General features: G+C 75.8%; 18 protein-coding genes. 5 read left to right on the forward strand and 13 right to left on the reverse strand.

The window, feature by feature from the left end; translation table 11 throughout:
• Positions 1 to 160 precede the first annotated feature (160 nt).
• The 5 genes from rpmA to ACI79X_RS06415 all read right to left on the reverse strand — a co-directional run bounded on the left by rpmA (position 161) and on the right by ACI79X_RS06415 (position 7375).
• Positions 161 to 418 (reverse strand): 50S ribosomal protein L27, encoded by a 258-nt coding sequence (gene rpmA / locus ACI79X_RS06395; protein ID WP_073419148.1) that lies wholly within the window; start codon positions 416 to 418, stop codon positions 161 to 163.
• Between the two features lie 7 nt (positions 419 to 425).
• Positions 426 to 737 (reverse strand): 50S ribosomal protein L21, encoded by a 312-nt coding sequence (gene rplU / locus ACI79X_RS06400; protein ID WP_073419147.1) that lies wholly within the window; start codon positions 735 to 737, stop codon positions 426 to 428.
• A 191-nt stretch (positions 738 to 928) separates the two neighbouring features.
• A complete protein-coding gene (locus ACI79X_RS06405) occupies positions 929 to 4333 on the reverse strand; it encodes an Rne/Rng family ribonuclease (protein WP_457024585.1) in 3405 nt (1134 codons plus the stop codon).
• A 294-nt stretch (positions 4334 to 4627) separates the two neighbouring features.
• Entirely contained in the window at positions 4628 to 5395 is a 768-nt protein-coding gene (locus tag ACI79X_RS06410; RefSeq protein ID WP_457024586.1) for a TIGR03936 family radical SAM-associated protein, read from the reverse strand.
• A 51-nt stretch (positions 5396 to 5446) separates the two neighbouring features.
• Positions 5447 to 7375, reverse strand: coding sequence for a TIGR03960 family B12-binding radical SAM protein (locus ACI79X_RS06415; protein WP_457024587.1), 1929 nt, complete (start codon positions 7373 to 7375; stop codon positions 5447 to 5449).
• A gap of 116 nt (positions 7376 to 7491) precedes the next feature.
• On the opposite strand from ACI79X_RS06415, the gene ACI79X_RS06420 reads away from it, so the two are divergent.
• Positions 7492 to 9852: a putative bifunctional diguanylate cyclase/phosphodiesterase gene (locus ACI79X_RS06420; protein ID WP_457024588.1), complete on the forward strand. Its 2361-nt coding sequence runs from the start codon at positions 7492 to 7494 to the stop codon at positions 9850 to 9852.
• 82 nt (positions 9853 to 9934) lie between these two features.
• Here ACI79X_RS06420 and ACI79X_RS06425 read toward each other — a convergent pair whose 3' ends face one another.
• From ACI79X_RS06425 to ndk, 4 genes are read right to left on the reverse strand one after another with little or no spacing between them, the layout of a single operon-like run.
• Positions 9935 to 10774 carry an ABC transporter permease gene (locus ACI79X_RS06425; RefSeq protein WP_457024589.1) on the reverse strand — a complete coding sequence of 280 codons (840 nt, stop codon included), beginning with the start codon at positions 10772 to 10774 and terminating at the stop codon, positions 9935 to 9937.
• On the reverse strand, positions 10771 to 11544 hold the full coding sequence (locus ACI79X_RS06430) for an ABC transporter permease (RefSeq protein ID WP_457024590.1): 774 nt from the start codon (positions 11542 to 11544) through the stop codon (positions 10771 to 10773). The genes ACI79X_RS06425 and ACI79X_RS06430 overlap by 4 nt, the downstream gene beginning before the upstream one ends.
• Positions 11545 to 11546: 2 nt before the next feature.
• Positions 11547 to 12500, reverse strand: a complete 954-nt coding sequence (locus tag ACI79X_RS06435; RefSeq protein WP_457024591.1) for an ABC transporter ATP-binding protein — start codon at positions 12498 to 12500, stop codon at positions 11547 to 11549.
• A 43-nt stretch (positions 12501 to 12543) separates the two neighbouring features.
• Complete coding sequence (ndk, locus tag ACI79X_RS06440) at positions 12544 to 12951, reverse strand: nucleoside-diphosphate kinase (RefSeq protein WP_457024592.1); 408 nt, start codon at positions 12949 to 12951, stop codon at positions 12544 to 12546.
• A 73-nt stretch (positions 12952 to 13024) separates the two neighbouring features.
• On the opposite strand from ndk, the gene ACI79X_RS06445 reads away from it, so the two are divergent.
• Together ACI79X_RS06445 and ACI79X_RS06450 are read left to right on the forward strand one after the other, a co-directional pair.
• The gene (locus ACI79X_RS06445) at positions 13025 to 13246 is read left to right on the forward strand and encodes a helix-turn-helix domain-containing protein (protein WP_457024593.1); all 222 of its coding nucleotides are present in this window, start codon (positions 13025 to 13027) and stop codon (positions 13244 to 13246) included.
• A 1-nt stretch (position 13247) separates the two neighbouring features.
• Complete coding sequence (locus tag ACI79X_RS06450) at positions 13248 to 13784, forward strand: Clp protease N-terminal domain-containing protein (RefSeq protein WP_457024594.1); 537 nt, start codon at positions 13248 to 13250, stop codon at positions 13782 to 13784.
• A gap of 2 nt (positions 13785 to 13786) precedes the next feature.
• Here ACI79X_RS06450 and ACI79X_RS06455 read toward each other — a convergent pair whose 3' ends face one another.
• From ACI79X_RS06455 to folC, 3 genes are read right to left on the reverse strand one after another with little or no spacing between them, the layout of a single operon-like run.
• Entirely contained in the window at positions 13787 to 14662 is an 876-nt protein-coding gene (locus ACI79X_RS06455) for a proline dehydrogenase family protein (protein ID WP_457024595.1), read from the reverse strand.
• A 25-nt stretch (positions 14663 to 14687) separates the two neighbouring features.
• A complete protein-coding gene (locus ACI79X_RS06460) occupies positions 14688 to 15080 on the reverse strand; it encodes a DUF4233 domain-containing protein (RefSeq protein WP_457024596.1) in 393 nt (130 codons plus the stop codon).
• The gene (gene folC / locus ACI79X_RS06465; protein ID WP_457024597.1) at positions 15077 to 16417 is read right to left on the reverse strand and encodes a bifunctional tetrahydrofolate synthase/dihydrofolate synthase; all 1341 of its coding nucleotides are present in this window, start codon (positions 16415 to 16417) and stop codon (positions 15077 to 15079) included. The genes ACI79X_RS06460 and folC overlap by 4 nt, the downstream gene beginning before the upstream one ends.
• 42 nt (positions 16418 to 16459) lie before the next feature.
• Here folC and valS point away from each other — a divergent pair, with 42 nt between their 5' ends.
• Complete coding sequence (valS, locus tag ACI79X_RS06470) at positions 16460 to 19045, forward strand: valine--tRNA ligase (protein WP_457024598.1); 2586 nt, start codon at positions 16460 to 16462, stop codon at positions 19043 to 19045.
• 146 nt (positions 19046 to 19191) lie between these two features.
• Here the strand turns inward: valS and ACI79X_RS06475 are convergent, their stop codons facing one another.
• Positions 19192 to 20121, reverse strand: a complete 930-nt coding sequence (locus tag ACI79X_RS06475) for an oxygenase MpaB family protein (protein ID WP_457024599.1) — start codon at positions 20119 to 20121, stop codon at positions 19192 to 19194.
• Between the two features lie 212 nt (positions 20122 to 20333).
• Here ACI79X_RS06475 and ACI79X_RS06480 point away from each other — a divergent pair, with 212 nt between their 5' ends.
• The gene (locus tag ACI79X_RS06480) at positions 20334 to 21254 is read left to right on the forward strand and encodes a DUF559 domain-containing protein (RefSeq protein WP_457024600.1); all 921 of its coding nucleotides are present in this window, start codon (positions 20334 to 20336) and stop codon (positions 21252 to 21254) included.
• The last annotated feature ends 65 nt before the right edge of the window (positions 21255 to 21319 follow it).

Genomic DNA, 21319 nt, shown 5'->3' on the forward strand with positions numbered 1-21319 from the left:
CTGCTCTACCTGCTCACTGCCTGCTCAACGCCGACGAGCGCACGGGCCGTGCGGCCCGTGCGCTCGTGGCGGTACGTGTCTGTGGTGGCGACCTGAGGTCGGCCCTGCCGCAGGGGCCCGCCGCGAGCGTGCGAGCGGTGGGGAGCGGCGGGGTCCTCCGTCAGGCGTCGACCGTCGTGATCGAGACGGTCTTGCGGCCACGGCTGGTGCCGAAGGTGACCGCGCCCGGGGTCAGGGCGAACAGCGTGTCGTCGCCGCCACGGCCGACGCCGAGACCCGGGTGGAAGTGGGTGCCGCGCTGGCGCACGATGATCTCGCCGGCCTTGACGACCTGGCCACCGAAGCGCTTGACGCCGAGGCGCTGGGCGTTCGAGTCGCGGCCGTTGCGGGAGGACGAGGCGCCCTTCTTGTGTGCCATGTCGTCGTCAGCCCTTCGTGATGTCGCGGACGACCACGTCGGTCAGCGGCTGACGGTGGCCCTGACGCTTGTGGTAGCCCGTCTTGTTCTTGAACTTGTGGATGCGGATCTTCGGGCCCTTGCCGTGCCCGACGATCTCGCCGGTCACGGTCACGCCGGCCAGCGCCTGCGCGTCGCTGGTGACGGTGTCGCCGTCGACCAGGAGCAGGGCCGGGAGGGTGACGGAGTCGCCCGCCTCACCCGCGAGACGGTTGACCGTGAACCGGTCGCCCACGGCCACCTTGTGCTGCCGGCCACCGGCCTTCACGACTGCGTACACCACTGAACTCCTCGATCGCTGCTGTCTGTCCCGCGATGCGTCCCGGTCGCACCCCGGCGCGGGCTCCGGGTGCTGGACGGGCCGCACCGCCTCATCGGCCCCGGGAGGGAGCCCGGTCCGGGGCGGTGCAACCCGACCAGCGTACCCGAGCGCCCGGGGCCGGGTCGAACGCGGCCCCGGGCGCCCGGCGGTCAGCTGGCGGGCGGGCCCGCCGGGCGGCTGGCGGCACGGCGACGGCGCGGCCGGGGCGCCGGCACGGCGGCGTCCGCGGGGCCGGTGGTGTCCCCGGTGCCGTCGACCGCGACGCCGTCGGCGGGCACCGGCTCGTCGTCGCCGGGACCCGCGTCGTCCGGCCCGGCACCCGGGGGCACGTCCTCGTCGTCCCCGGCCGCGGCGGCCTCCGGCTCGGGCCCGGTCGCGGCGGGCTCGGGCTCGGGCTCGGTGACCTCGGCCCCCGGGACCTCCGCGCCCAACTGCACCGTGACGTCGACCTCGGCCGGCCCGGCGACCGCGTCGGGCGCGGGCAGCTCCGGGGTGGCGTCGTCGGGGACGGTGACCTCGGTGGCGACGTCGGCGGGCGTGGGGTCCTGGGCCGGAGGGTCCTGGGCCGGGGGGTCCTGGGCCGGAGCGTCCTGGACCGGGGGGTCCTGGGCCGGGGCGTCCTCGGCCGGCGCGACGTCCTGGGCGGCGTCGGCGGCGGTGTCCTCGGCAGCGGTCACGTCGGCCGTGTCCTCCGGGGCGTCGTCGCCGCTGGAGGCCGCGGCGAGCACGGCGGCGTCCTCGGCGGCCCGCTCCTCACCGGACTGGCCGCGGTTGCGCCGTCCGCGGTTGCGGCGGCCACCCGTCCGCTGTCCCTCCCCCGGGGCGGAGCCGTCGCCTGAGCCGTTGCCCGAGCCGCTGCCCGGAGCGTTGTCGGCGTCCGCGGCCGGCTGCTCGGCCACGGCGGTCCCGGCGCGCTCGGCGTCCTTCCGCTCGGCGTCCTTGCGCTGGTCCCCGCGCTGGTCGTCCTTGCGCTGGTCGCCACGCTGGTCCCGCCGGCCGTTGCCGCCGTTGCCCCCACCGGAGCTCCCGGAGGCGGAGCCGCCGCGGCGCTTGTCGTCCACCGGGTCGGTGTGCACGAGCACCCCGCGGCCGCGGCAGTGCTCGCACGGCTCGGAGAACACCTCGAGCAGGCCCTGGCCCACGCGCTTGCGGGTCATCTGCACCAGGCCCAGCGAGGTCACCTCGGCCACCTGGTGCTTGGTGCGGTCGCGGCCCAGGCACTCGGTGAGCCGGCGCAGCACCAGGTCGCGGTTGCTCTCGAGCACCATGTCGATGAAGTCGATGACGATGATGCCGCCGATGTCGCGCAGCCGGAGCTGGCGGACGATCTCCTCGGCCGCCTCCATGTTGTTGCGCGTGACGGTCTGCTCGAGGTTGCCGCCGCTGCCGGTGAACTTGCCGGTGTTGACGTCGACGACGGTCATCGCCTCGGTGCGGTCGATGACCAGCGAGCCGCCCGAGGGCAGCCACACCTTGCGGTCGAGCGCCTTGGCGAGCTGCTCGTCGATGCGCAGGTCGCGGAAGACGTCGCCCTCGCCGGTGTGCCGGGTCAGCCGCCCGGTCAGCTCCGGGGAGACGTGCGCGACGTAGGCCTCGACGGTGTCCCAGGCCTCGTCGCCCTGGACGACGAGCTCGCTGAAGTCCTCGTTGAAGACGTCGCGGATCACCCGGATGGCGAGGTCGGGCTCGCCGTAGAGCAGCGCCGGGGCGTTGCTCGTGGACTCCGACTTCTGCTTGATGACCTCCCACTGCGCCTGCAGCCGGGCCACGTCGCGGGTGAGCTCCTCCTCGGAGGCGCCCTCCGCGGCGGTCCGGATGATGACGCCGGCGTCCTCGGGGACGATCTTCTTGAGGATGTCCTTGAGCCGCTGCCGCTCGGTGTCGGGCAGCTTGCGGCTGATCCCGGTCATCGAGCCGCCGGGCACGTAGACGAGGAACCGGCCGGGCAGGTTGACCTGCTGGGTCAGCCGGGCGCCCTTGTGGCCGATCGGGTCCTTGGTGACCTGGACCAGCACCTTGTCGCCGGACTTGAGCGCCTGCTCGATGGAGCGCTGCTTGCCGGTGAGGCCGGCGGCGTCCCAGTTGACCTCGCCGGCGTAGAGGACGGCGTTGCGCCCCTTGCCGATGTCGACGAACGCCGCCTCCATGCTGGGCAGCACGTTCTGCACCCGGCCGAGGTAGACGTTGCCGGCGAAGGACGTCGCCTGCGCCTGGGTGACGTAGTGCTCGACGAGCACCCCGTCCTCGAGGACGGCGATCTGGGTGCGCTCACCGCGCTGGCGGATGACCATGCGGCGCTCGACGGCCTCGCGGCGGGCGAGGAACTCGGCCTCGGTGAGGATCGGCGCGCGGCGGCGGCCGGTGTCGCGGCCCTCGCGGCGGCGCTGGCGCTTGGCCTCCAGCCGCGTGGAGCCGGCGACGCCCCGGACGTCGTCGTCGCTGGTGGCGCGGCCGTTGCGGCCGGCGCGCTCGGGACGGTCGTCGTCGTCCTCGGTCGCCGTCTCGCCGGCGGACTCCCCGCCCCGGCGGCGACGACGGCGGCGGCGCCGGGTGGTCGAGCCGCCCTCGGCGTCGTCGCCGTCGGCGTCCTCGCCGGTGTCGGCGTCCTCGTCGGTGTCGTCGGCGTCCTCGTCGGCGGCGCGCTCACCGGCGCGGTCGGCGTCGTCGTCCGTGTCGGCGTCACCGTCGGCGTCGGCGGACTCCTCACCGCTGCGGCCCCGGCCGCGGCCGCGGCGCCCGCGGCGACGGCGGCGGCTCCCGCCGGCCTCCTCGCGGTCGCCGTCCTCGGCGTCGTCCCGGTCTGCCTCGTCGGCGGTCTCGTCGGCGTCCTCGTCCCGGCCCACGTCCCGGCCCGTCTCGGGGGTGTCCTCGAGCGGGGCCTCTTCGGCGGGCGCCTCGGCGTCCGCGCCGCCACGGCGGCGGGAGCGGCTGCGGCGGGAGCGCGGCGCGGGGGTCTCCTCGTCGTCCTCCACCGGCGCGGCGACGTCCTGCAGGTCCTCGACGTCGGGCGACTCGGGCAGCGGCCGGCGGCTGCGGCGGCGCGGCGCGGGTGCGACCTCGGCCTCGGGCGGGGCCACGAAGCTGACGAAGGCCGGCCGCACCGGAGGCGGCGGCGGAGCCGGGACCTCGACGCTGCCGGGGTCGGCGGCGCCGGCCGGGCGGGTGGCCCGGCGGCGGGGCCGCGCGATGACGGCGGTGGGCTCCGGGGAGCTGAACTGGGCGCCGAAGCGGGGGCCGACGGGCTCCTCCTCCTCGGCGGGCTCCTCGGCGGGCGGGGCCTCCGCGACGGGGGCCTCCGCGACGGGGGCCTCCGCGACGGGGGCCTCCGCGACGGGGGCCTCCGCGACGGGGGCCTCCCCGAGGGAGGCCTCGTCGGCGGGGGCGTCGGCCTCCGGCTCGGGGTCCGGCTCCGGCAGCGGCTCGCCGCCGCTCGCGCCGGTGGCCGCCTCCCCGGTGAGGACCTCCGCGGCCGCGGCGTCGCCGGGCGGGAGGTCGGGGGTGCCGCTGCCGGCTCCCCCGGGCGTGGTGGTGGTGTCGTCGTCCTGGTCGGCCACGAGGGCTCGCCTCCTGTGTGGTGCTCCCGGGCGCCGGTCCCCGGTGGGGACAGGCGGCCGCGCAGGAGCACGGGTTGGGCGGGCCGGGCGGCCGCACTGGGTACGGCGGGCACGCCCGGCCTGCGAAGTCTGTGGGTCGGTCCCGGTCGGCGGTCGCCGTGGCCGGGGCCGGACTGCAGGTGGTGCGGACTGCAGGTGGTGCGGTGGTGCCGGTGGTCTCGGGTGGTGCCGGTCGGGTGCGGCACGTCTGGCAGCCGTGTCGCGCGGCGGCGGGTGGCTCCCGGGCTGCTCCGGTCAGACCGGGGCGTGCTCCCCCTGGCAGCGGGTGCGCGCCTCTCGGTCGGGACCGAGCGGATCGGCCACGGTCCCGCTGCCGTCGAGCCGGCCCTGCGCCTCACGCACGGCCCGTGGGGGCGACGGCGGGCGCAGGTCGGCGACGGCAGCCAGAGCGGCCACCACGTCGTCGGGTCGAACGGCGGGCGTCACCTGCCGGACGACCACGTGCAGTATGGCACGTCCCGCCGCACCGCCCACGGACGCCGACGCCACGGGGCCGCGCGCATCGACGTCGCGCAGGCCGTTCTTGGTGCGCTTGGCCACGGTCACCTCGTCGCGGGCGAGGAACTCCGCGACCACCGCGGACAGGTGCTCCGGCTCGATCCCGGGCAGCTCGATGCTCCACCGCGCGGCGTCGATCCGGTCGGCCAGCGACCCGCCGCCCTCGGCCGCCTCGACGCACTCGAGGACGTCGATGCCGGGCGGCAGCGAGGCGTCCAGCGCCGCCCGGACCTCCTCCGGGTCGCGCCGCTCGGCCAGGCCGATCTCCAGGTACTCGGCCTCGCTGGCCGCCCCGGTGGGCGCCGCCCCGACGTAGCTGATCTTCGGGTGCGGGGTGAACCCGGCCGAGTAGGCCATGGGCACCCGCGCCCGCCGCAGCGCCCGCTCGAGCGCGCGGGCGAGGTCGCGGTGGGAGGCGAAGCGCAGCGGGCCGCGCTTGGCGTAGCGCAGCCGCAGCTTCTGCACGGTCGGCGGCGGGGGCGGGCCCTCCGGGGAACGGGCCACGGTCAGCGGCCCATCTCAGCGGCCATCTCGGCGGCCATTTCAGCGGCCATCTCAGCGACCCACGACGGTGAGCGGCAGCAGGCTGCGCCCGGTCGGGCCGATCTGGATCTCGGTGCCCATGGTCGGGCAGACGCCGCAGTCGTAGCAGGGCGTCCACCGGCAGTCGGCGACCTCCTCCTCCGAGAGGGCCTCCTGCCAGTCGTCCCAGAGCCACTCCTTGTCCAGCCCCGAGTCCAGGTGGTCCCAGGGCAGGACCTCGTGCTGGGTGCGCTCGCGGGTGGTGAACCAGTCGAGGTCGACGCCGAACGCGGCCAGCTCCTCGGCCGCGGCGGCCGTCCACCGCTCGTAGGAGAAGTGCTCGCTCCAGCCGTCGAAGCGGCCGCCCTCGCGCCACACGCGCTCGATGACCCGGCCGACGCGGCGGTCGCCGCGGGACAGCAGGCCCTCGATCACGCCGGGCTTGCCGTCGTGGTAGCGCAGGCCGATGGAGCGGCCGATGCGGCGGTCGGCGTTGATGGCCTGCCGCAGCACCCGCAGCCGGTGGTCGATCGTCTCGGCGCTGGCCTGCCCGGCCCACTGGAACGGGGTGTGCGGCTTGGGCACGAACCCGCCGATCGAGACGGTGCAGCGGATGTCCTTGCGCCCGCTGGCCTCGCGGCCGGCGCGGATGACCTCGACGGCGAGCTCGGCGATCTCGAGCACGTCCTCGTCGGTCTCCGTGGGGAGGCCGCACATGAAGTACAGCTTCACCTGCGTCCAGCCGTTGGCGTACGCGGTGGTGACCGTGCGGACCAGGTCCTCCTTGGACACGGTCTTGTTGATCACCCGGCGGATGCGCTCGCTGCCGCCCTCGGGCGCGAAGGTCAGCCCCGAGCGGCGGCCGTTGCGGGACAGCTCGTTGGCGAGGGTGACGTTGAAGGCGTCGACGCGGGTGGAGGGCAGCGACAGGCCGGTGTTGGTGCCCTCGTAGCGGTCGGCGAGCTCCTTGGCCACCTGCGCGATCTCCGAGTGGTCGGCGCTGGACAGCGAGAGCAGCCCGACCTCCTCGTAGCCGGTGGCGCGCAGCCCCTGGTCGACCATCGAGCCGATGCCGGTGATCGTCCGCTCCCGCACGGGGCGGGTGATCATCCCGGCCTGGCAGAACCGGCAGCCGCGGGTGCAGCCGCGGAAGATCTCCACGCTCATCCGCTCGTGCACGCTCTCGGCGAGCGGCACCAGCGGCGTCTTCGGGTACGGCCACTCGTCGAGGTCCATGACGGTGCGTTTGCCGACGCGGGCCGGGACGTCGTCGCGGGTGCGGGTCACCGACGCGATCGTGCCGTCGGCGCCGTAGGAGACGGCGTAGAAGCGGGGCACGTAGACGCCGTCGACGCGGGAGAGGCGGGCGAGCAGCTCCTCGCGGCCGCCGGGGCGGCCCTGCTCCTTCCACGCCCCGACGACGTCCGTGACGTCGCCGACGACCTGCTCGCCGTCGCCGAGGACGGCGCAGTCGACGAAGTCGGCGATCGGCTCGGGGTTGAACGCGGCGTGCCCGCCCGCGACGACGACGGGGTGCGTCTCGTCGCGGTCGCGGGCGTGCAGCGGGACGCCGGCGAGGTCGAGCGCCTCGAGCAGGTTGGTGTAGCCGAGCTCGGTGGCGAAGCTGACGCCGAGGACGTCGAAGTCGCGCACCGGGCGGTGGGCGTCGACGGTGAACTGGCCGACGCCGTGCTCGCGCATGAGGGCGGCGAGGTCGGGCCAGACGGCGTAGGTGCGCTCGGCGAGGGCGTCGGGGCGCTCGTTGAGCACCTCGTACAGGATCATGAGGCCCTGGTTGGGCAGCCCCACCTCGTACGCGTCGGGGTACATCAGCGCCCAGTGCACGGCCACGTCGTCCCAGGCCTTGACCTGGGCGTTCAGCTCACCGCCCACGTACTGGATGGGCTTCTGCACCTGGGCCAGCAGGGGCTCGAGACGGGGGTACAGGCTCTCTCCGCTCATGACCGGTCCAGGGTAGACGCCGTCCGGCCCGGTTCCGGCCGCCTCCGTCGGGAGGCGGCGATGCGTGATCGCCTCTACACTGACCGTGACCAGCGGGGGCGGTTCCGAGGGGGAGCATGACCCAGCCGGCCGGGATCACCGGTACGCAGACCGACGCCGGGAGCGGCGTCCCGACCCGACCCCGCGGCTGGGTCCGGGCGGCGCTCTCCTCCCTCCCGCACGGCCGCGCGATGCCGGCCGAGCAGTGGGACGCCCACCACGCCTTCGTCCTGCGCGCGCTGGCCGTCCTCGTCGCCGCGGTGCCGGTGTACGCGCTCCTGCGCGGCGCCGGGCCGGGGCCCGCGCTGCTGGGCACCGCTCCCCTCCTGGCGCTCGTCCTGCTCGCCCGGCTGCCGTCGCTGCACCGCAGCACCCGCGCGGGCGCCGCCGCCCTGGCGCTCATGGCCACCGCGGCCGTGGTGGTGTACCTGTCCGACGGCGCCACCGAGGCGCACTTCCTGTTCTTCGCGCTGCTGCCGCTGGCCGCGCTGTACGCCGCGCGGGCGCCGTTCTTGCTCGCCGTCGGCTTCGTCGCGGCGCACCACCTCCTGCTCGGCACCCTCGCGCCGCACGCCGTCTTCTCGCACTCCGCCGCGCCGCTGCCGATGGCCGCCCTGCACGCCGGGTTCGTGCTGCTGGAGAGCTGGGCGTGCCTGGCGGCCTGGCGCCGCTTCGACGACCGGCGGGAGCAGATCGAGCAGGTGGTCGCCGAGCGGACCGGCGAGCTGCGCGCCCAGCGCGACGAGCTGGCCCGGCTGGCCGCCGTCGTGCAGTCGACCGACGACGCCGTCGTCACCACCACCGTCGACGGGACGATCACCAGCTGGAACCCCGGTGCCGAGCGGCTGTACGGCTGGCGGGCCGAGGAGGTGCTCGGACAGCACGCCTCCCTGCTGTCCGGCGGCGCCCCCCTGCCCGCCGACCTGACGACGCTGCCGTCCGGCGCCCAGGAGCGGGTGCACCGCCGCCGCGACGGCTCGGTGTTCGACGCGCTGGTGACCTTCTCCGTCATCCGCGGCGACGACGGCCGAGCCACCGGCGTGGCGGGCATCAGCCGCGACATCACCGGCGCCAAGCGCCGCGAGGCCGAGGCCAGGGCGACCGCCCGCCAGCTGGAGGCGCAGGCCGGCGAGCTGGCCCGCCGCGCCCTGCACGACCCGCTCACGGGCCTGGCCAACCGCGCGCTCATGCAGGACCGGCTGGAGCACGCCCTCGCCGACCGGCGGGTGCGCCGGCACGCCGTGCTGCTGCTCGACCTCGACGACTTCAAGACGGTCAACGACGAGTTCGGCCACGAGGCCGGCGACGCCGTCCTGGTCGCCGTGGCCCGGCGGCTGGAGTCGCACGTGCGCCCGGCCGACACCGTGGCCCGGCTCGGCGGCGACGAGTTCGTGGTGCTCATGGAGGACGTCGAGGGCCGCCGCGACGTGGTGACCGTGGCCGAGCGGCTGCTCGCGGCGCTGCGCGAGCCGGTGCCGTGGGGCGGCGAGCGGTTCACCGTCGGCGGCAGCGTCGGCGTCACGCTCACCGACCCCACCGACCGCCGCGGCATGGACGCCCTGCTGCGCGACGCCGACCTCGCGATGTACGTGGCCAAATCCGGCGGGAAGAACCGGGTGCGGGTGTTCGAGCGCGGGATGCGCGAGGAGGTCGCCGCGCAGGACGAGCTGGTGCGCGACCTGCGCGCCGCCGTCGACGGCGGGGAGCTGCGGGTGCTCTACCAGCCCCAGGTGGACCTGCGGACCGGCGCGGTCACCGGCGTCGAGGCGCTCGCCCGCTGGCAGTCCGGCAGCCGCGGCCTGGTCGAGCCGGCCGGGTTCATCCCGGTCGCGGAGGCCACCGGCGTCATCGACGCGATCGACGACTGGGTGATCGGCCAGGCCTGCGGTCAGCTGCGCGCCTGGGACGACGCCGGCCTGCCCGAGCTGCGGATGGCGGTCAACGTCTCGCCGCGGCGGCTGGCCACCGGCGACCTCGCCGTCACGCTGGCCGCGGCCACCCGCGCCTCCGGCGTCGACCCCGCCCGGCTGGAGATCGAGGTGCCCGAGGCGGTGGCGTCCGGCCCCGACGCCGCGGCCGGCATCCGCGACGTCCGGGCGCTCGGCGTGCACGTGGCGATCGACGACTTCGGCACCGGCTCCTCCTCGCTGGCCCGGCTGCAGGACCTGCCGCTGGACCGGCTGAAGATCGACTCGTCGTCGGTGGCGCTGCTCGCGGCGGGCCAGGCGGCCGGGTCGCTGGCCGACGCCGTGATCGCGCTGGGCAACAGCCTGGGTCTGCAGGTCGTCGCCGAGGGCGTGGAGCAGCCGGGCCAGCTCGCGGCGCTGCGGTCGCTGGGGTGCGACGCCGCCCAGGGCCACCTGTTCGGCTCGCCGGTGCCGGCGTCCGCCGTGGAGCACATGGTGCGCTCGGGCCGGCCGCTCATCGCGGTCGCCTGATCAAGGACCCCCTCGCCCCCCGCCACTCGCGAGCTCGCGACGGGCCCCTGCGAGGGGGCCTTCTCACCGGAACACCACCTCCCTACCGGAGCAGCAGCCGCTCCAGGCGGCGGGCGCCGACGGCCAGCCCGGCGACGCCCATGACCACCAGGTAGGCCGCCGAGCCGAGCAGGCCCCAGCGGACGTCGCCGGTCACCAGCCCCCGCACCAGCTCGATGCCGTGGTACAGCGGCGTGCACTCCACCAGGGCCTGCAGCGGCCGCGGGTAGGTCGACAGCGGGTAGAAGGTGGTCGAGAACAGGAACAGCGGCAGGACGGCGACCTGCACGAACTCGAAGTCCTGCCAGCCGCGCAGCCAGGTGGTGGCGGCGAGGCCCACCGCGGCGAAGGCGAAGCCGATGAGCACCGCGGCGGGCAGCGCGAGCAGGGCCCACCACGAGCCGACCAGGCCCATCGCGAGCATCACCATCAGGAACGCCGTCGAGTAGACCGCGCCGCGCAGCAGCGCCCAGACCGTCTCCCCCACCGCCGTGTCGGCCGCCGACAGGGGCGTGGCCAGCACGGCGTCGTAGGTCTTGGCGTGCCTCAGCTTGAAGTAGAGGTTGAACACGGCGTCGTAGACCGCGCCGTTCATCGCCGCCGAGGCGAGCAGGGCCGGCGCGACGAACTCCTGGTAGGTCAGCGCCGCGCCGGTGTCGGTGACGACGTCGCCGACCAGGCCGCCGATGCCCACGCCGATGGAGAGCAGGTAGAAGAACGGCTCGAAGAAGCCGGAGACGAACACCAGCCAGCTGCGCCGGGCCACGAGCAGGTTGCGGTACACGAGCTGGCCGGCCCGGCGGGGCGAGAGCGGGTACAGCGGCACGACCCGCAGCAGCAGGGCGACCGGGGCGGGGATCGCGGGGGTCGGGGGCGCCGTCACCGGACCAGCCGCCGCCGCAGCGCCCGGGCCGCCAGCGCCGCCCAGGCCGCCGTCCACACCAGCAGGTAGCCCAGGTGCAGCAGCGCCGAGCCGCCGTCGACCGTGCCCAGCGCCAGCTCCCGGGCGAGGGTGACGCCGTGCCACAGCGGGGTGGCGTACGCGAACCACTCCAGCGCCGCCGGCAGCTGGCTCACGGGGAAGAACGTGCCGCTGAACAGGAACAGCGGCACGACGAGGAAGCGCTGGAGCGCGGCGAACGCGGCGTCCTCCTCCAGCCGGGCGGCCATGGCGGTGACCGGCGCGGCGAACGCCAGTCCGGTCAGCAGCGCGACCGGCACCGCGAGCACCACCAGCGGGCTCTCCGCGGCGCCGAACAGCAGCAGGACGACGAGGAATGCGGCGGCCGACGTCGCCACCCGGAACGCGACGTAGAGCAGGTGCCCGGCGAGCAGGTCGACGGCGCGGGCCGGGGTGGCCAGCACCGCCTCGTAGACCCGGTCCCACTTGATGGCGCCGAGCACCGGGTAGCTCGACTCGCCGGTGGCGGTCTGCATGGCGGCGGCCACGAGCAGGCCGGGCGCGAGGAACGCGAGGTACCCGGCGCCGCCGGGCACGCCGGGGCCGCGGTCGACCAGCGAGCCGAGGGTCAGGCCCATCGCGGCGAGGAAGAGCACCGGCTCCAGCACGCTGCCGATCGCGCTGCTGCGCCAGTAGTGGCGGTGCGCGGTCAGGCGCTGGCGGAAGAAGGAGACCGCGGCGGCGCCGGGCACGGTCAGTCCACCAGGCTGCGGCCGGTGAGGCGCAGGAAGACGTCCTCCAGCGAGCTGCGCCGCACCAGCGAGGAGACCGGCTGCAGCCCGTGCGCCAGCACCGCCGACAGGGCCGCGTCGCCGTCGGCGGTGTAGAGCAGCAGCCGGTCGGGCAGCACCTCGACCCGCTCGGCCAGCCCGCGCGCGACCAGCGGCGCCAGGGCGTCGGCGTGCGCGGCCGGCCCGGGGCCGCCCTCGGTCAACGGGAAGCGCAGCTCGCACACCTCGCGGGTCGACCAGGTGGCGATGAGCTCCGCGGGGCTGCCCTCGGCGGCGATCCGGCCGCGGTCCATGACCACCAGCCGGTCGCAGAGCTGCTCGGCCTCGTCCATGTAGTGCGTGGTGAGCACGAGGGTGACCCCGCGCTGCTTGAGCCGGTAGAGCCGCTCCCAGAGCACGTGGCGGGCCTGCGGGTCCAGGCCGGTGGTGGGCTCGTCGAGCAGGACGACGTCGGGGTCGTTGACCAGCGCGCGGGCGATCGTCACCCGCCGGCGCATGCCGCCCGACAGCGGCTCGACGCGGTCGCCGGCCCGGTCGGTGAGCTGGACGAAGTCGAGCAGCTCCGCCGTCCGCTCGCGCACCACGGCCCGCGGCAGGCCGAAGTACCGGCCGTAGACCAGCAGGTTCTCGGCGACCGTGAGCTCGAGGTCGAGGTTGTCGGTCTGCGGGACGACGCCGAGTCGGGCGCGGATGGCCGGACCGTCGACGGCCGGGTCCATCCCGAGGATGCGCAGCTCGCCCGCGGTGGGCGGGGAGACCGCACCCACCATCCGCATGGTCGTGCTCTTGCCGGCGCCGTTGGGCCCGAGGAAGCCGAAGGCCTCCCCGGGCGCGATGTCGACGTCGATCCCGTCGACGGCCGTGTACGTGCCGAAGCGCTTGACCAGCCCCCGGGCCCGGACGAGCGGCTCTCCCATGCTGCCCATGCTCACCCGGGCCCCAGGGGCGCGGTCCACCCGATCACAGGTCGGGGAAGAACAGCCCGATCTCGCGCGCGGCGGACTCGGCGGAGTCCGAGCCGTGGACGATGTTCGACTGCACCTCGAGGGCGAAGTCGCCGCGGATGGTGCCGGGGGCGGCCTTCACCGGGTCGGTGGCGCCGGCCAGGGCGCGGAACGCCTCGACGGCACGCGGCCCCTCGACGACGAGGGCGAGCAGCGGGCCGCCGGTGATGAACTCGACGAGCGAGCCGAAGAAGGGCTTCTCGCGGTGCTCGCCGTAGTGCTCCTCGGCGACCTCGCGGGTCAGGGTGCGCAGCTCGGCGGCCACCAGGCGCAGGCCCTTGGCCTCCAGCCGCGAGACGACCTCTCCGACCAGGCCGCGGGCGACGCCGTCGGGCTTGACGAGGACCAGGGTGCGATCAGTCACGAGGCGGCACCCTACGGGACGCGGCGTGTCAACTCGGGTTGACATCGGCCGTGGTGTCAACGATGGTTGACACATGGCCACCCACACCGACGTCACCACCGCCGCCGCGGCCGACGACCCGGACACCGGCCTGCGCGCCGTCCGGGCGCTGCGCGAGCTGGCCGAGCGCCTCGAGGTGCTGCAGGTCGGCAACGCGCGGGCGCGCGGCTGGTCGTGGCAGCAGATCGCCGGGGCCCTCGGCGTCAGCCGGCAGGCCGTCCACAAGAAGCACGCCCGGAGCAGGAAGGACGTCTGAGGTGTTCGAACGCTTCGCCCAGGAGGCCCGCACCGCGGTGGTCGTGGCCCAGCAGGAGGCCCGCGACCTGCGGGCCGGGCGCATCGAGCCGGTGCACCTGCTGCTCGCGCTGGCCCGCGACCCCGGCCGCGGCGGCACGGCCCTGCGCGCCGCCGGCCTCGACCACGCCACCGTCCGCGACGCGCTGGGCCGGACGGCCTGCCCGCTGGACGCCGACGCCCTGGCCGCGGTCGGGATCGACCTCGACCGGGTGCGCGCCGCGGCGGAGTCCGCCTTCGGCCCCGGCGCGCTCGACCGCGGGCGGGGGCGGCGCACCGGGCACCTGCCCTTCGCCGACGGCGCCAAGGGGGCACTGGAGGGCGCGCTCCGGCACCTGCTGGCGCAGCCGCGCCGGCGCCGCGAGCGGGTCATCGACACCGGGCACCTCGTCGTCGGCGTCCTCGCCGTCGCCGACCCGGTGGTGGGGCGCGTGCTGCGCTCGCTGGGCACCGACGTCGTGCGGCTGCGGGAGGAGCTCGAGGCTCGCCCGGCCGCCTGAGCTCAGGCCCCGCGGGACTCGGCCACCCGCCGCATCCAGTAGCGGAACCAGTCGGCGCCGTACGGCACGTAGACGCGCGTCGGGATCCCCCGGCCGGCCAGGTCGTCGAGGACCTCGGGCCGCACGCCGAGGAGCTGCTCGACGGTCACCGGGCCGCCGGTCAGCAGCAGCGCCTCGCGCAGCCGCCCGTCGTGGGTGGCCATCGACCAGGCCGCGCCCCGCTCCGCCAGCTGCACCCCCAGCCGCAGGTAGGCGACGTCGGTGGGCTCCCCGTAGCGGTGCACCCCGGCCCGCTCCACGTAGGCGCCCTTGACCAGCCGGACGTGGACGCGGGCGGCGACGAGGGCGTCGGCGTCGGCGGGTGAGCGCAGCAGGTTGGCCTGCACGGTGGCGCCGAGCCGGTCGGCCAGGCCGCGGCCGGCGACGTCGAGGACGCAGGACAGCACCGCGTCGGTGCGCCCGGCCTCCTCGGCGCCCACCTGCACCCGCCGCCCCGGGGGCAGGGCGCCCGCGATCGCGGCGAGGCGGTCCGCGGTCCCGGCCGGGTCGGTGTCGAGGGCCAGGTGGCTGAGGTCGACCGAGAGCCAGGCGTCGGCCGGCGGCGGGGGCAGCGCGGCGGCGAGCGACCGGTACTCCCCGGTGACCGCGTCGGCGGTGCCGACATCGGTCACGTGCTCGCCGAAGAGGTCGACGCTCACGCCCCGCCCGGCGGCCAGCAGCCGGCCGGCCACCGCCAGGGCCTCGGCGCGGCTGCGGCCGGCCACGTAGCGGGACGCGGCGGACCAGGTCAGCGCCTCGCCGCCGGGCACCGCGCGGACGGCGCGCTCCAGGCGCGTGCTCGTGGCCAGCCGGAACAGCACCGCGCGGTCGAGGCCCACCGGGCCACCCTGGCAGAACCGGGGCTCAGGCGGGCGGGGCGTCGCGGTCCGGGGGCGCGGTGGGCTCGCGGAACGGTGAGCCCAGCAGGTCCTTGCGGATCTGCAGCATGTACAGCCAGATCAGCACGAACACGCCGCCGACGAACCACATCGAGGCGTCGATCAGCCCGGTCAGCAGGAGCGGGACCTGCAGCGCGGTGCCGATCTCCAGGCCGCGCGGCCGGCGCTGGACGCCGCTGGCGAGCACCAGGAGGAGCGCCAGGACCAGCAGGAGCGCGAGCCGGACGCCGCCGAGCCCGGCCTCGGTCTGCGCGATGGCCCGCGGGACGAACAGCACCGCGATGCCCTCGAGCAGCAGCACGGCGGCGGCCGCGCCGCGCAGCGCCCGCGCGGCGCGGACCGGATCGGGTGCCGTCACGCCGAGCCGCCGAGCACGGTGCGGGCCTCCCCCGCGGTGATCACGCTGCCGGTGACCAGCACGCCGGAGCCGCCGAGGGCGTCGTCGGGACCGGCCTCGGCCAGCTCGATCGCCTCGGTGATCGCCTCGGGCAGCCGCGGCGAGACGCTCACCCGGTCGGCGCCGAAGACGTCGACGGCGAGCGCCCCGAGCTCGTCGGCCGGCATCGACCGCGGCGAGCTGTTCTGCGTCACCACCAGCTCCGCGCAGACGGTCTCCAGCTCGCGCAGCATCCCCTCGACGTCCTTGCCGCGGACGCAGCCGACGACGCCGACGAGCCGGGTGAAGTCGAAGGACTCCCGGATCGCCTCCACGGTGGCGGCCATCCCGGCCGGGTTGTGCGCGGCGTCGACGAGCACGCTGGGGCTGGTGCGCACGCGCTCCAGCCGGCCGGGCGAGCGCACCGCGGCGAACGCGGCGCGCACCGTCTCGACGTCGACCGGCCCGGTGGCCGCGCCCGCGCCGAGGAACGCCTCGACGGCGGCCAGCGCGGTGGCGGCGTTCTGCGCCTGGTGGGCGCCGAACAGCGGGAGGTAGACGTCCTCGTACTCGCCGCCCAGGCCCTGCAGCCGCAGCTGCTGCCCGCCGACGGCGACCTTCCGGTCGAGCACGCCGAACTCGGTGCCCTCGCGGGCCACCACGGCCTCGACCTCGACGGCTCGGCGCACCAGCGCGTCGAGCGCGCCGGGCTGCTGGCGGGCGAGGACGGCGATCGCGTCGGGCTTGATGATCCCGGCCTTCTCGCCGGCGATGGTGGTGACGTCGGGTCCGAGGTACTCGGCGTGGTCCAGCGACACCGGCGTGACGACGGCGACCCGCGCGTCGACGACGTTGGTGGCGTCCCACGTGCCGCCCATGCCGACCTCGATGACGGCGACGTCGACCGGCGCCTCGGCGAACAGCGCGTACGCCATGCCCACCGTGACCTCGAAGAAGCTCATCGGGTGCTCGCCGGCGGCGTCGACCATCTGCACGTAGGGCGCGATGTCGTCGTAGGTCTCGACGAACCGCTCGGCGTCCACCGGCTCGCCGTCCAGGACGATCCGCTCGCGCACCGACTGCAGGTGCGGGCTGGTGAACCGGCCGACGCGCAGGCCGAACCCGCGCAGCAGCTCGTCGACCATCCGCGCCGTCGTCGTCTTGCCGTTGGTGCCGGCCACCTGCACCACCGGGTAGGCCCGGTGCGGGCTGCCGAGCAGGTCGACGAGGGCGGAGATGCGGCCCAGCGAGGGCTCCAGCCGCGTCTCCGGCCAGCGTGCCAGCAGCTCCTTCTCCACGCGTGACAGGTCGCTGCTCATCCTCCCCAGGATGCCAGCCGCCGGGTTCCTAGGATGGAGGCCATGGTCGCCGATCCCCTCACCCCGGTCAGCACCGCTCCGGGAGCCGGAGCGGGCGTACCCGACAAGCCCACCCTCGACGGTCTCGAGGACACCTGGGTGGCCCGCTGGGCCGAGCAGGACACCTACGCGTTCGACCGCGCCGCGGCGCTCGCCGCCCCGCGCTCCCGGGTGTACTCGATCGACACCCCGCCGCCGACCGCGAGCGGCTCGCTGCACGTGGGCCACGTGTTCAGCTACACCCACACCGACATCGTCGCCCGCTACCAGCGCATGCGCGGCAAGCACGTCTTCTACCCGATGGGCTGGGACGACAACGGCCTGCCCACCGAGCGGCGGGTGCAGAACTACTACGGCGTCCGCTGCGACCCGGCCCTCCCCTACGACCCGTCCTTCGAGCCGCCGGCGAAGCCCGGCAAGGACCAGGTCCCGGTCTCGCGGCGCAACTTCGTGGAGCTGTGCGAGCGGCTGACCGAGGAGGACGAGCGCGCCTTCGAGCAGCTGTGGCGCCGGGTGGGCCTGTCGGTGGACTGGTCGAACGTCTACCGGACCATCTCGGCCACCTCCCGGGCCACCGCGCAGCGCATGTTCCTGCACAACCTGGCCCGCGGGGAGGCCTACGCGCAGGAGGCGCCGACCCTCTGGGACGTCACCTTCCGCACCGCCGTCGCCCAGGCCGAGCTCGAGGACCGCGAGCGGCCCGGCGCCTACCACCGGATCGCGTTCGCGGGCCCCGAGGGCCCGGTCTTCATCGAGACCACCCGGCCCGAGCTGCTGCCGGCGTGCGTCGCGCTGGTCGCCCACCCCGACGACGAGCGGTACCGGCCGCTGTTCGGGCAGACGGTGCGCACGCCGCTGTTCGGCGTCGAGGTGCCGGTGGTCGCCCACCGCCTGGCCGAGCCGGACAAGGGCTCGGGCATCGCGATGATCTGCACCTTCGGCGACCTCAACGACGTCACCTGGTGGCGCGAGCTGCAGCTGCCCACCCGCGCCGTCGTCGGCTGGGACGGCCGCTTCGTGGCCGACGCCCCCGACGGCGTGCCCGCCGACGTCTACGCCGAGCTCGCCGGGAAGACGGCGTTCAGCGCCCAGCAGCGGATCGTGGAGCTGCTGCGCGAGTCCGGCGACCTGCAGGGCGAGCCGAAGGCCATCACCCACCCGGTGAAGTTCTTCGAGAAGGGCGAGCGCCCGCTGGAGATCGTCACCACGCGGCAGTGGTACATCCGCAACGGCGGGCGGGACGCGTCGCTGCGGGACGCGCTGGTCGCCCGCGGCCGGGAGATCCAGTGGGTGCCCGAGCACATGCGGCACCGCTACGAGAACTGGGTCGAGGGCCTCAACGGCGACTGGCTGATCAGCCGGCAGCGCTTCTTCGGCGTCCCGTTCCCGGTCTGGTACCGGCTCGACGAGGCCGGTGACCCGGTCTACGACGAGCCGATCCTGGCGCCCGAGGCGTCCCTGCCGGTGGACCCGGCCTCCGACGTGCCCGAGGGCTACGACGAGTCGCAGCGCGGCGTCCCGGGGGGCTTCATGGCCGACCCCGACGTCATGGACACCTGGGCGACGTCGTCGCTCTCGCCGCAGGTGGCGTCGGGCTGGGACACCGACCCGGAGCTGTTCGCGCACGTCTTCCCGATGGACCAGCGCCCGCAGGCGCACGACATCATCCGGACCTGGCTGTTCTCCACCGTCGTCCGCTCGCACTTCGAGTTCGGCGCGGTGCCGTGGACGCACGCCACCATCTCCGGGTTCGTCGTCGACCCCGACCGCAAGAAGATGTCGAAGTCCAAGGGCAACGTCGTCACCCCGGTCGACGTGCTCGAGCGCTACGGCACCGACGCCGTCCGGTGGCGCGCCGCCGGCGCCCGCCCGGGCGCGGACTCGCCGTTCGACGAGGCACAGATGAAGGTCGGCCGCCGGCTGGCCATGAAGATCCTCAACGTCGGCAAGTTCGTGCTGGGCCTCGGCGTGACGGCGGGCCTGTCGGCCGAGCAGGTGACCGAGCCGATCGACCTCGGGCTGCTGCGCCGGCTGGCCGGCGTCGTCGACGAGGCCACCGCGGCGATGGAGGCCTACAACTACACCCGCGCGCTCGAGGTCACCGAGTCGTTCTTCTGGTCGTTCTGCGACGACTACGTGGAGCTGGTGAAGTCCCGCGCCTACGGCACCGGGGCGGCCGCCGAGTCGGCGCAGGCCACGCTGGCGCTGGCGCTGTCGGTGCAGCTGCGGCTGTTCGCGCCGGTGCTGCCGTTCGTCACCGAGGAGGTCTGGTCCTGGTGGCAGGCCGGCTCGGTGCACCGCGCCTCCTGGCCCGCCGCCGACGAGCTGCCCGCGGGCGGCGACCCGGAGGTCGTGCCGGTGGTGGCCGCCGCGCTGGCCGGCGTCCGGAAGGCGAAGTCCGACGCGAAGGTGTCGATGCGCGCCGACGTCGAGTCGGCCACGGTGACCGCGCCGGAGGCCCAGCTGCCGCTGCTGGAGGCCGGCCGCGCCGACCTCGTCGACGCCGGGCGGATCGCGTCGCTGTCGCTGGTCGCCGGTGAGGGCCCGCTGGCGGTCGACGTCGTGCTGGCCCCGCCCGCCGAGGGCTGATCCCGCTCCGTTCGAGGCCCCGTCCCGGTCCGCCGGGGCGGGGCCCCGTCGTCTCCGGGCGGCGTTCCCAGGGCGACGGCTCCAGGGCGACGGCTCCAGGGCCACGGCTCCAGGGCGACGGCTCCCGGGCGACGGCCGCGCCGCCGCTAGGCGGCGTCCTCCTCCGCCCAGGCCGGCGCGGGTCCCATCCCGAGCCGCCAGCGGGCCGCCTCCTCCGACGGGCTGTGGCTGCCCAGCGCCAGCCGCAGTCCGCGCAGCTGTGCCCGGGCGACGGCGATCTGCGCGGCGCCGCCGCGCCCGCGGCCGGGGACGCCGGCGCACCCGGCGAGGGCCGGCGACACCAGGTGCGCCGCGGCGCCGGACAGCCCGCGGTAGAAGACCCGCTCCGGGGTGCTGAGCCCGGGCGGGGCGGCGAGGAAGGCGCGCAGCGAGTCGGGGACGGGCGCGAGCTGCGGGCGGTACGCGGCGAGCGCCTCGGCGAGCTCGGCGGCGCTGCGCGGGAGGTCGGTGGTGCCGAGCCGCTCGGCGCTGCGGGCCCAGTCGCGGACGTAGGCGTCGGGCCAGCCGCGGCCGAAGCGGGCGGTGAGGTCGGTGCCGACGGCCTGTTGGGCGGCGAGGAAGGCGTCGGTGAAGGCCAGGTGCACCCAGCGCAGCAGCGCCGGGTCGGAGGCGGAGTAGGGGCGCCCGCGCACCCTGCCGCGGACGGTGGCGTGCATGCCGCGCACCCGGGCGGCCTCGCGCTCGGCCAGCTCCTCCGACCCGAAGGTGCTCACCACCAGCCAGCGGGCGGTGCCGGCGAGGCGCTTCCACGGGTCCTCGCGGTAGGCGGAGTGCTGCTGGACGCCGGCGAGCGCGAGCGGGTGCGCCGCCTGGCCCAGCAGCGCCGCGACGCCACCGACGAGGGTGGACAGGTCGCCGTGCACCCGCCAGACGACGCCGTCGGGCTCGAACCAGCCGGGGCCGCTGCCGACGCGAGCGATGTCGCGCACCCAGTCCGGCGCGCCGGTCGGGTCCCCGGAGACCCGGGAGCGGAACGCCTCGCGCGCCATCTCCGGCAGGGACGTCAGCGCGCGCACCCCTCCGAGGGTGCCAGCCGCGCGCTCCCCCGGCCCGCCGGACGCCTCGACCTCGACCTCGACCGGCGTCGGTGTTGTGCGGTGCCGGCGCATTCCCGCGCCGAGGTGCGCCGCAGGTGCACATCACCCCCGCGCTTCCACAGTCCGCCGGACCCTCCACAGACCGGCGGACGGCGCCCGAGCCCCTACCGGTGGTCGGCCACCGTGACCGGATGACCCGAGACCTGCGCCCGCTCCTCGGCCCGTTCGGCGTCGGCCGCACCGCCGACCTGGCCGGCCGGGTCGACCGCCACACCCTGTCCCGGCACGTCGCCGACGGTCGGCTGCTCCGTCCGCACCGGGGCGTCGTCGCGGTGCCGGACTCCTGGAACGACTGGCGCACCCGGGCACTGGCGGGCGCGCTCGCCACCGGCGGAACGCTCAGCCACGGGACGGCGCTGACCGTCTGGAGGGTGCTCCCGGACGACGGTGGCCCGGTGCACGTGTCCGTCCGGCCCGGCCGGCGCGCCCTGCGGAGCGGCGGCCTCGTGGTCCACCGCGTGCACGACCTCGAGTCCGACCGGCTCGGCCCCTTTCCCGTCACGCCGCTCCCCCGGTCACTGGCCGACGGCTGGGGCTGGGCGTCCGGGCTGCACGGCACGCGTCGGGAGGTCGACCGGCTGCGCGGCGCGGTGATCGCGACGCTCCGGGACCGCCGGGTACGGACAGCGCAGCTGCGGGAGGAGGCGGCCCGGCGGCCCGCGCTCCCCGGCCGCCGCGCCCTGGAGGAGCTGCTGGGACTCATCGACCAGGGGTGCCGGAGCGAGCTGGAGATCTGGGGCGTCCGGCACGTCCTGACCGGAGCGGGGATGCCGCGCTTCGTGCAGCAGCACCGCGTCACGCTCGGGTCGGGCCGGACGGTGTACCTGGACGCCGCCGTCCCGGAGCTGAAGATCGCCGTCGAACTCGACGGCGCCGCCTTCCACGGCAGTGCCGAGGACCGCGAGCGGGACACCCGCCGCGACGTCGAACTGGCCGCCCTCGGCTGGGTCGTGCTCCGCTTCAGCCACCTGCGGCTGACGACCGAGCCGGATGTCTGCCGCCGGGGGATCCTGCGCGTCTGCCGGGCGAGGGAGCCCCAGGCGCTCCGGTGATGTGCGCCCGTGGCGCATCCTTCGGCGGGAGTGCGCCACGACTGCACATCACCGCGCGGCGCAGC

The organism is Geodermatophilus sp. SYSU D01119, assembly GCF_054049975.1.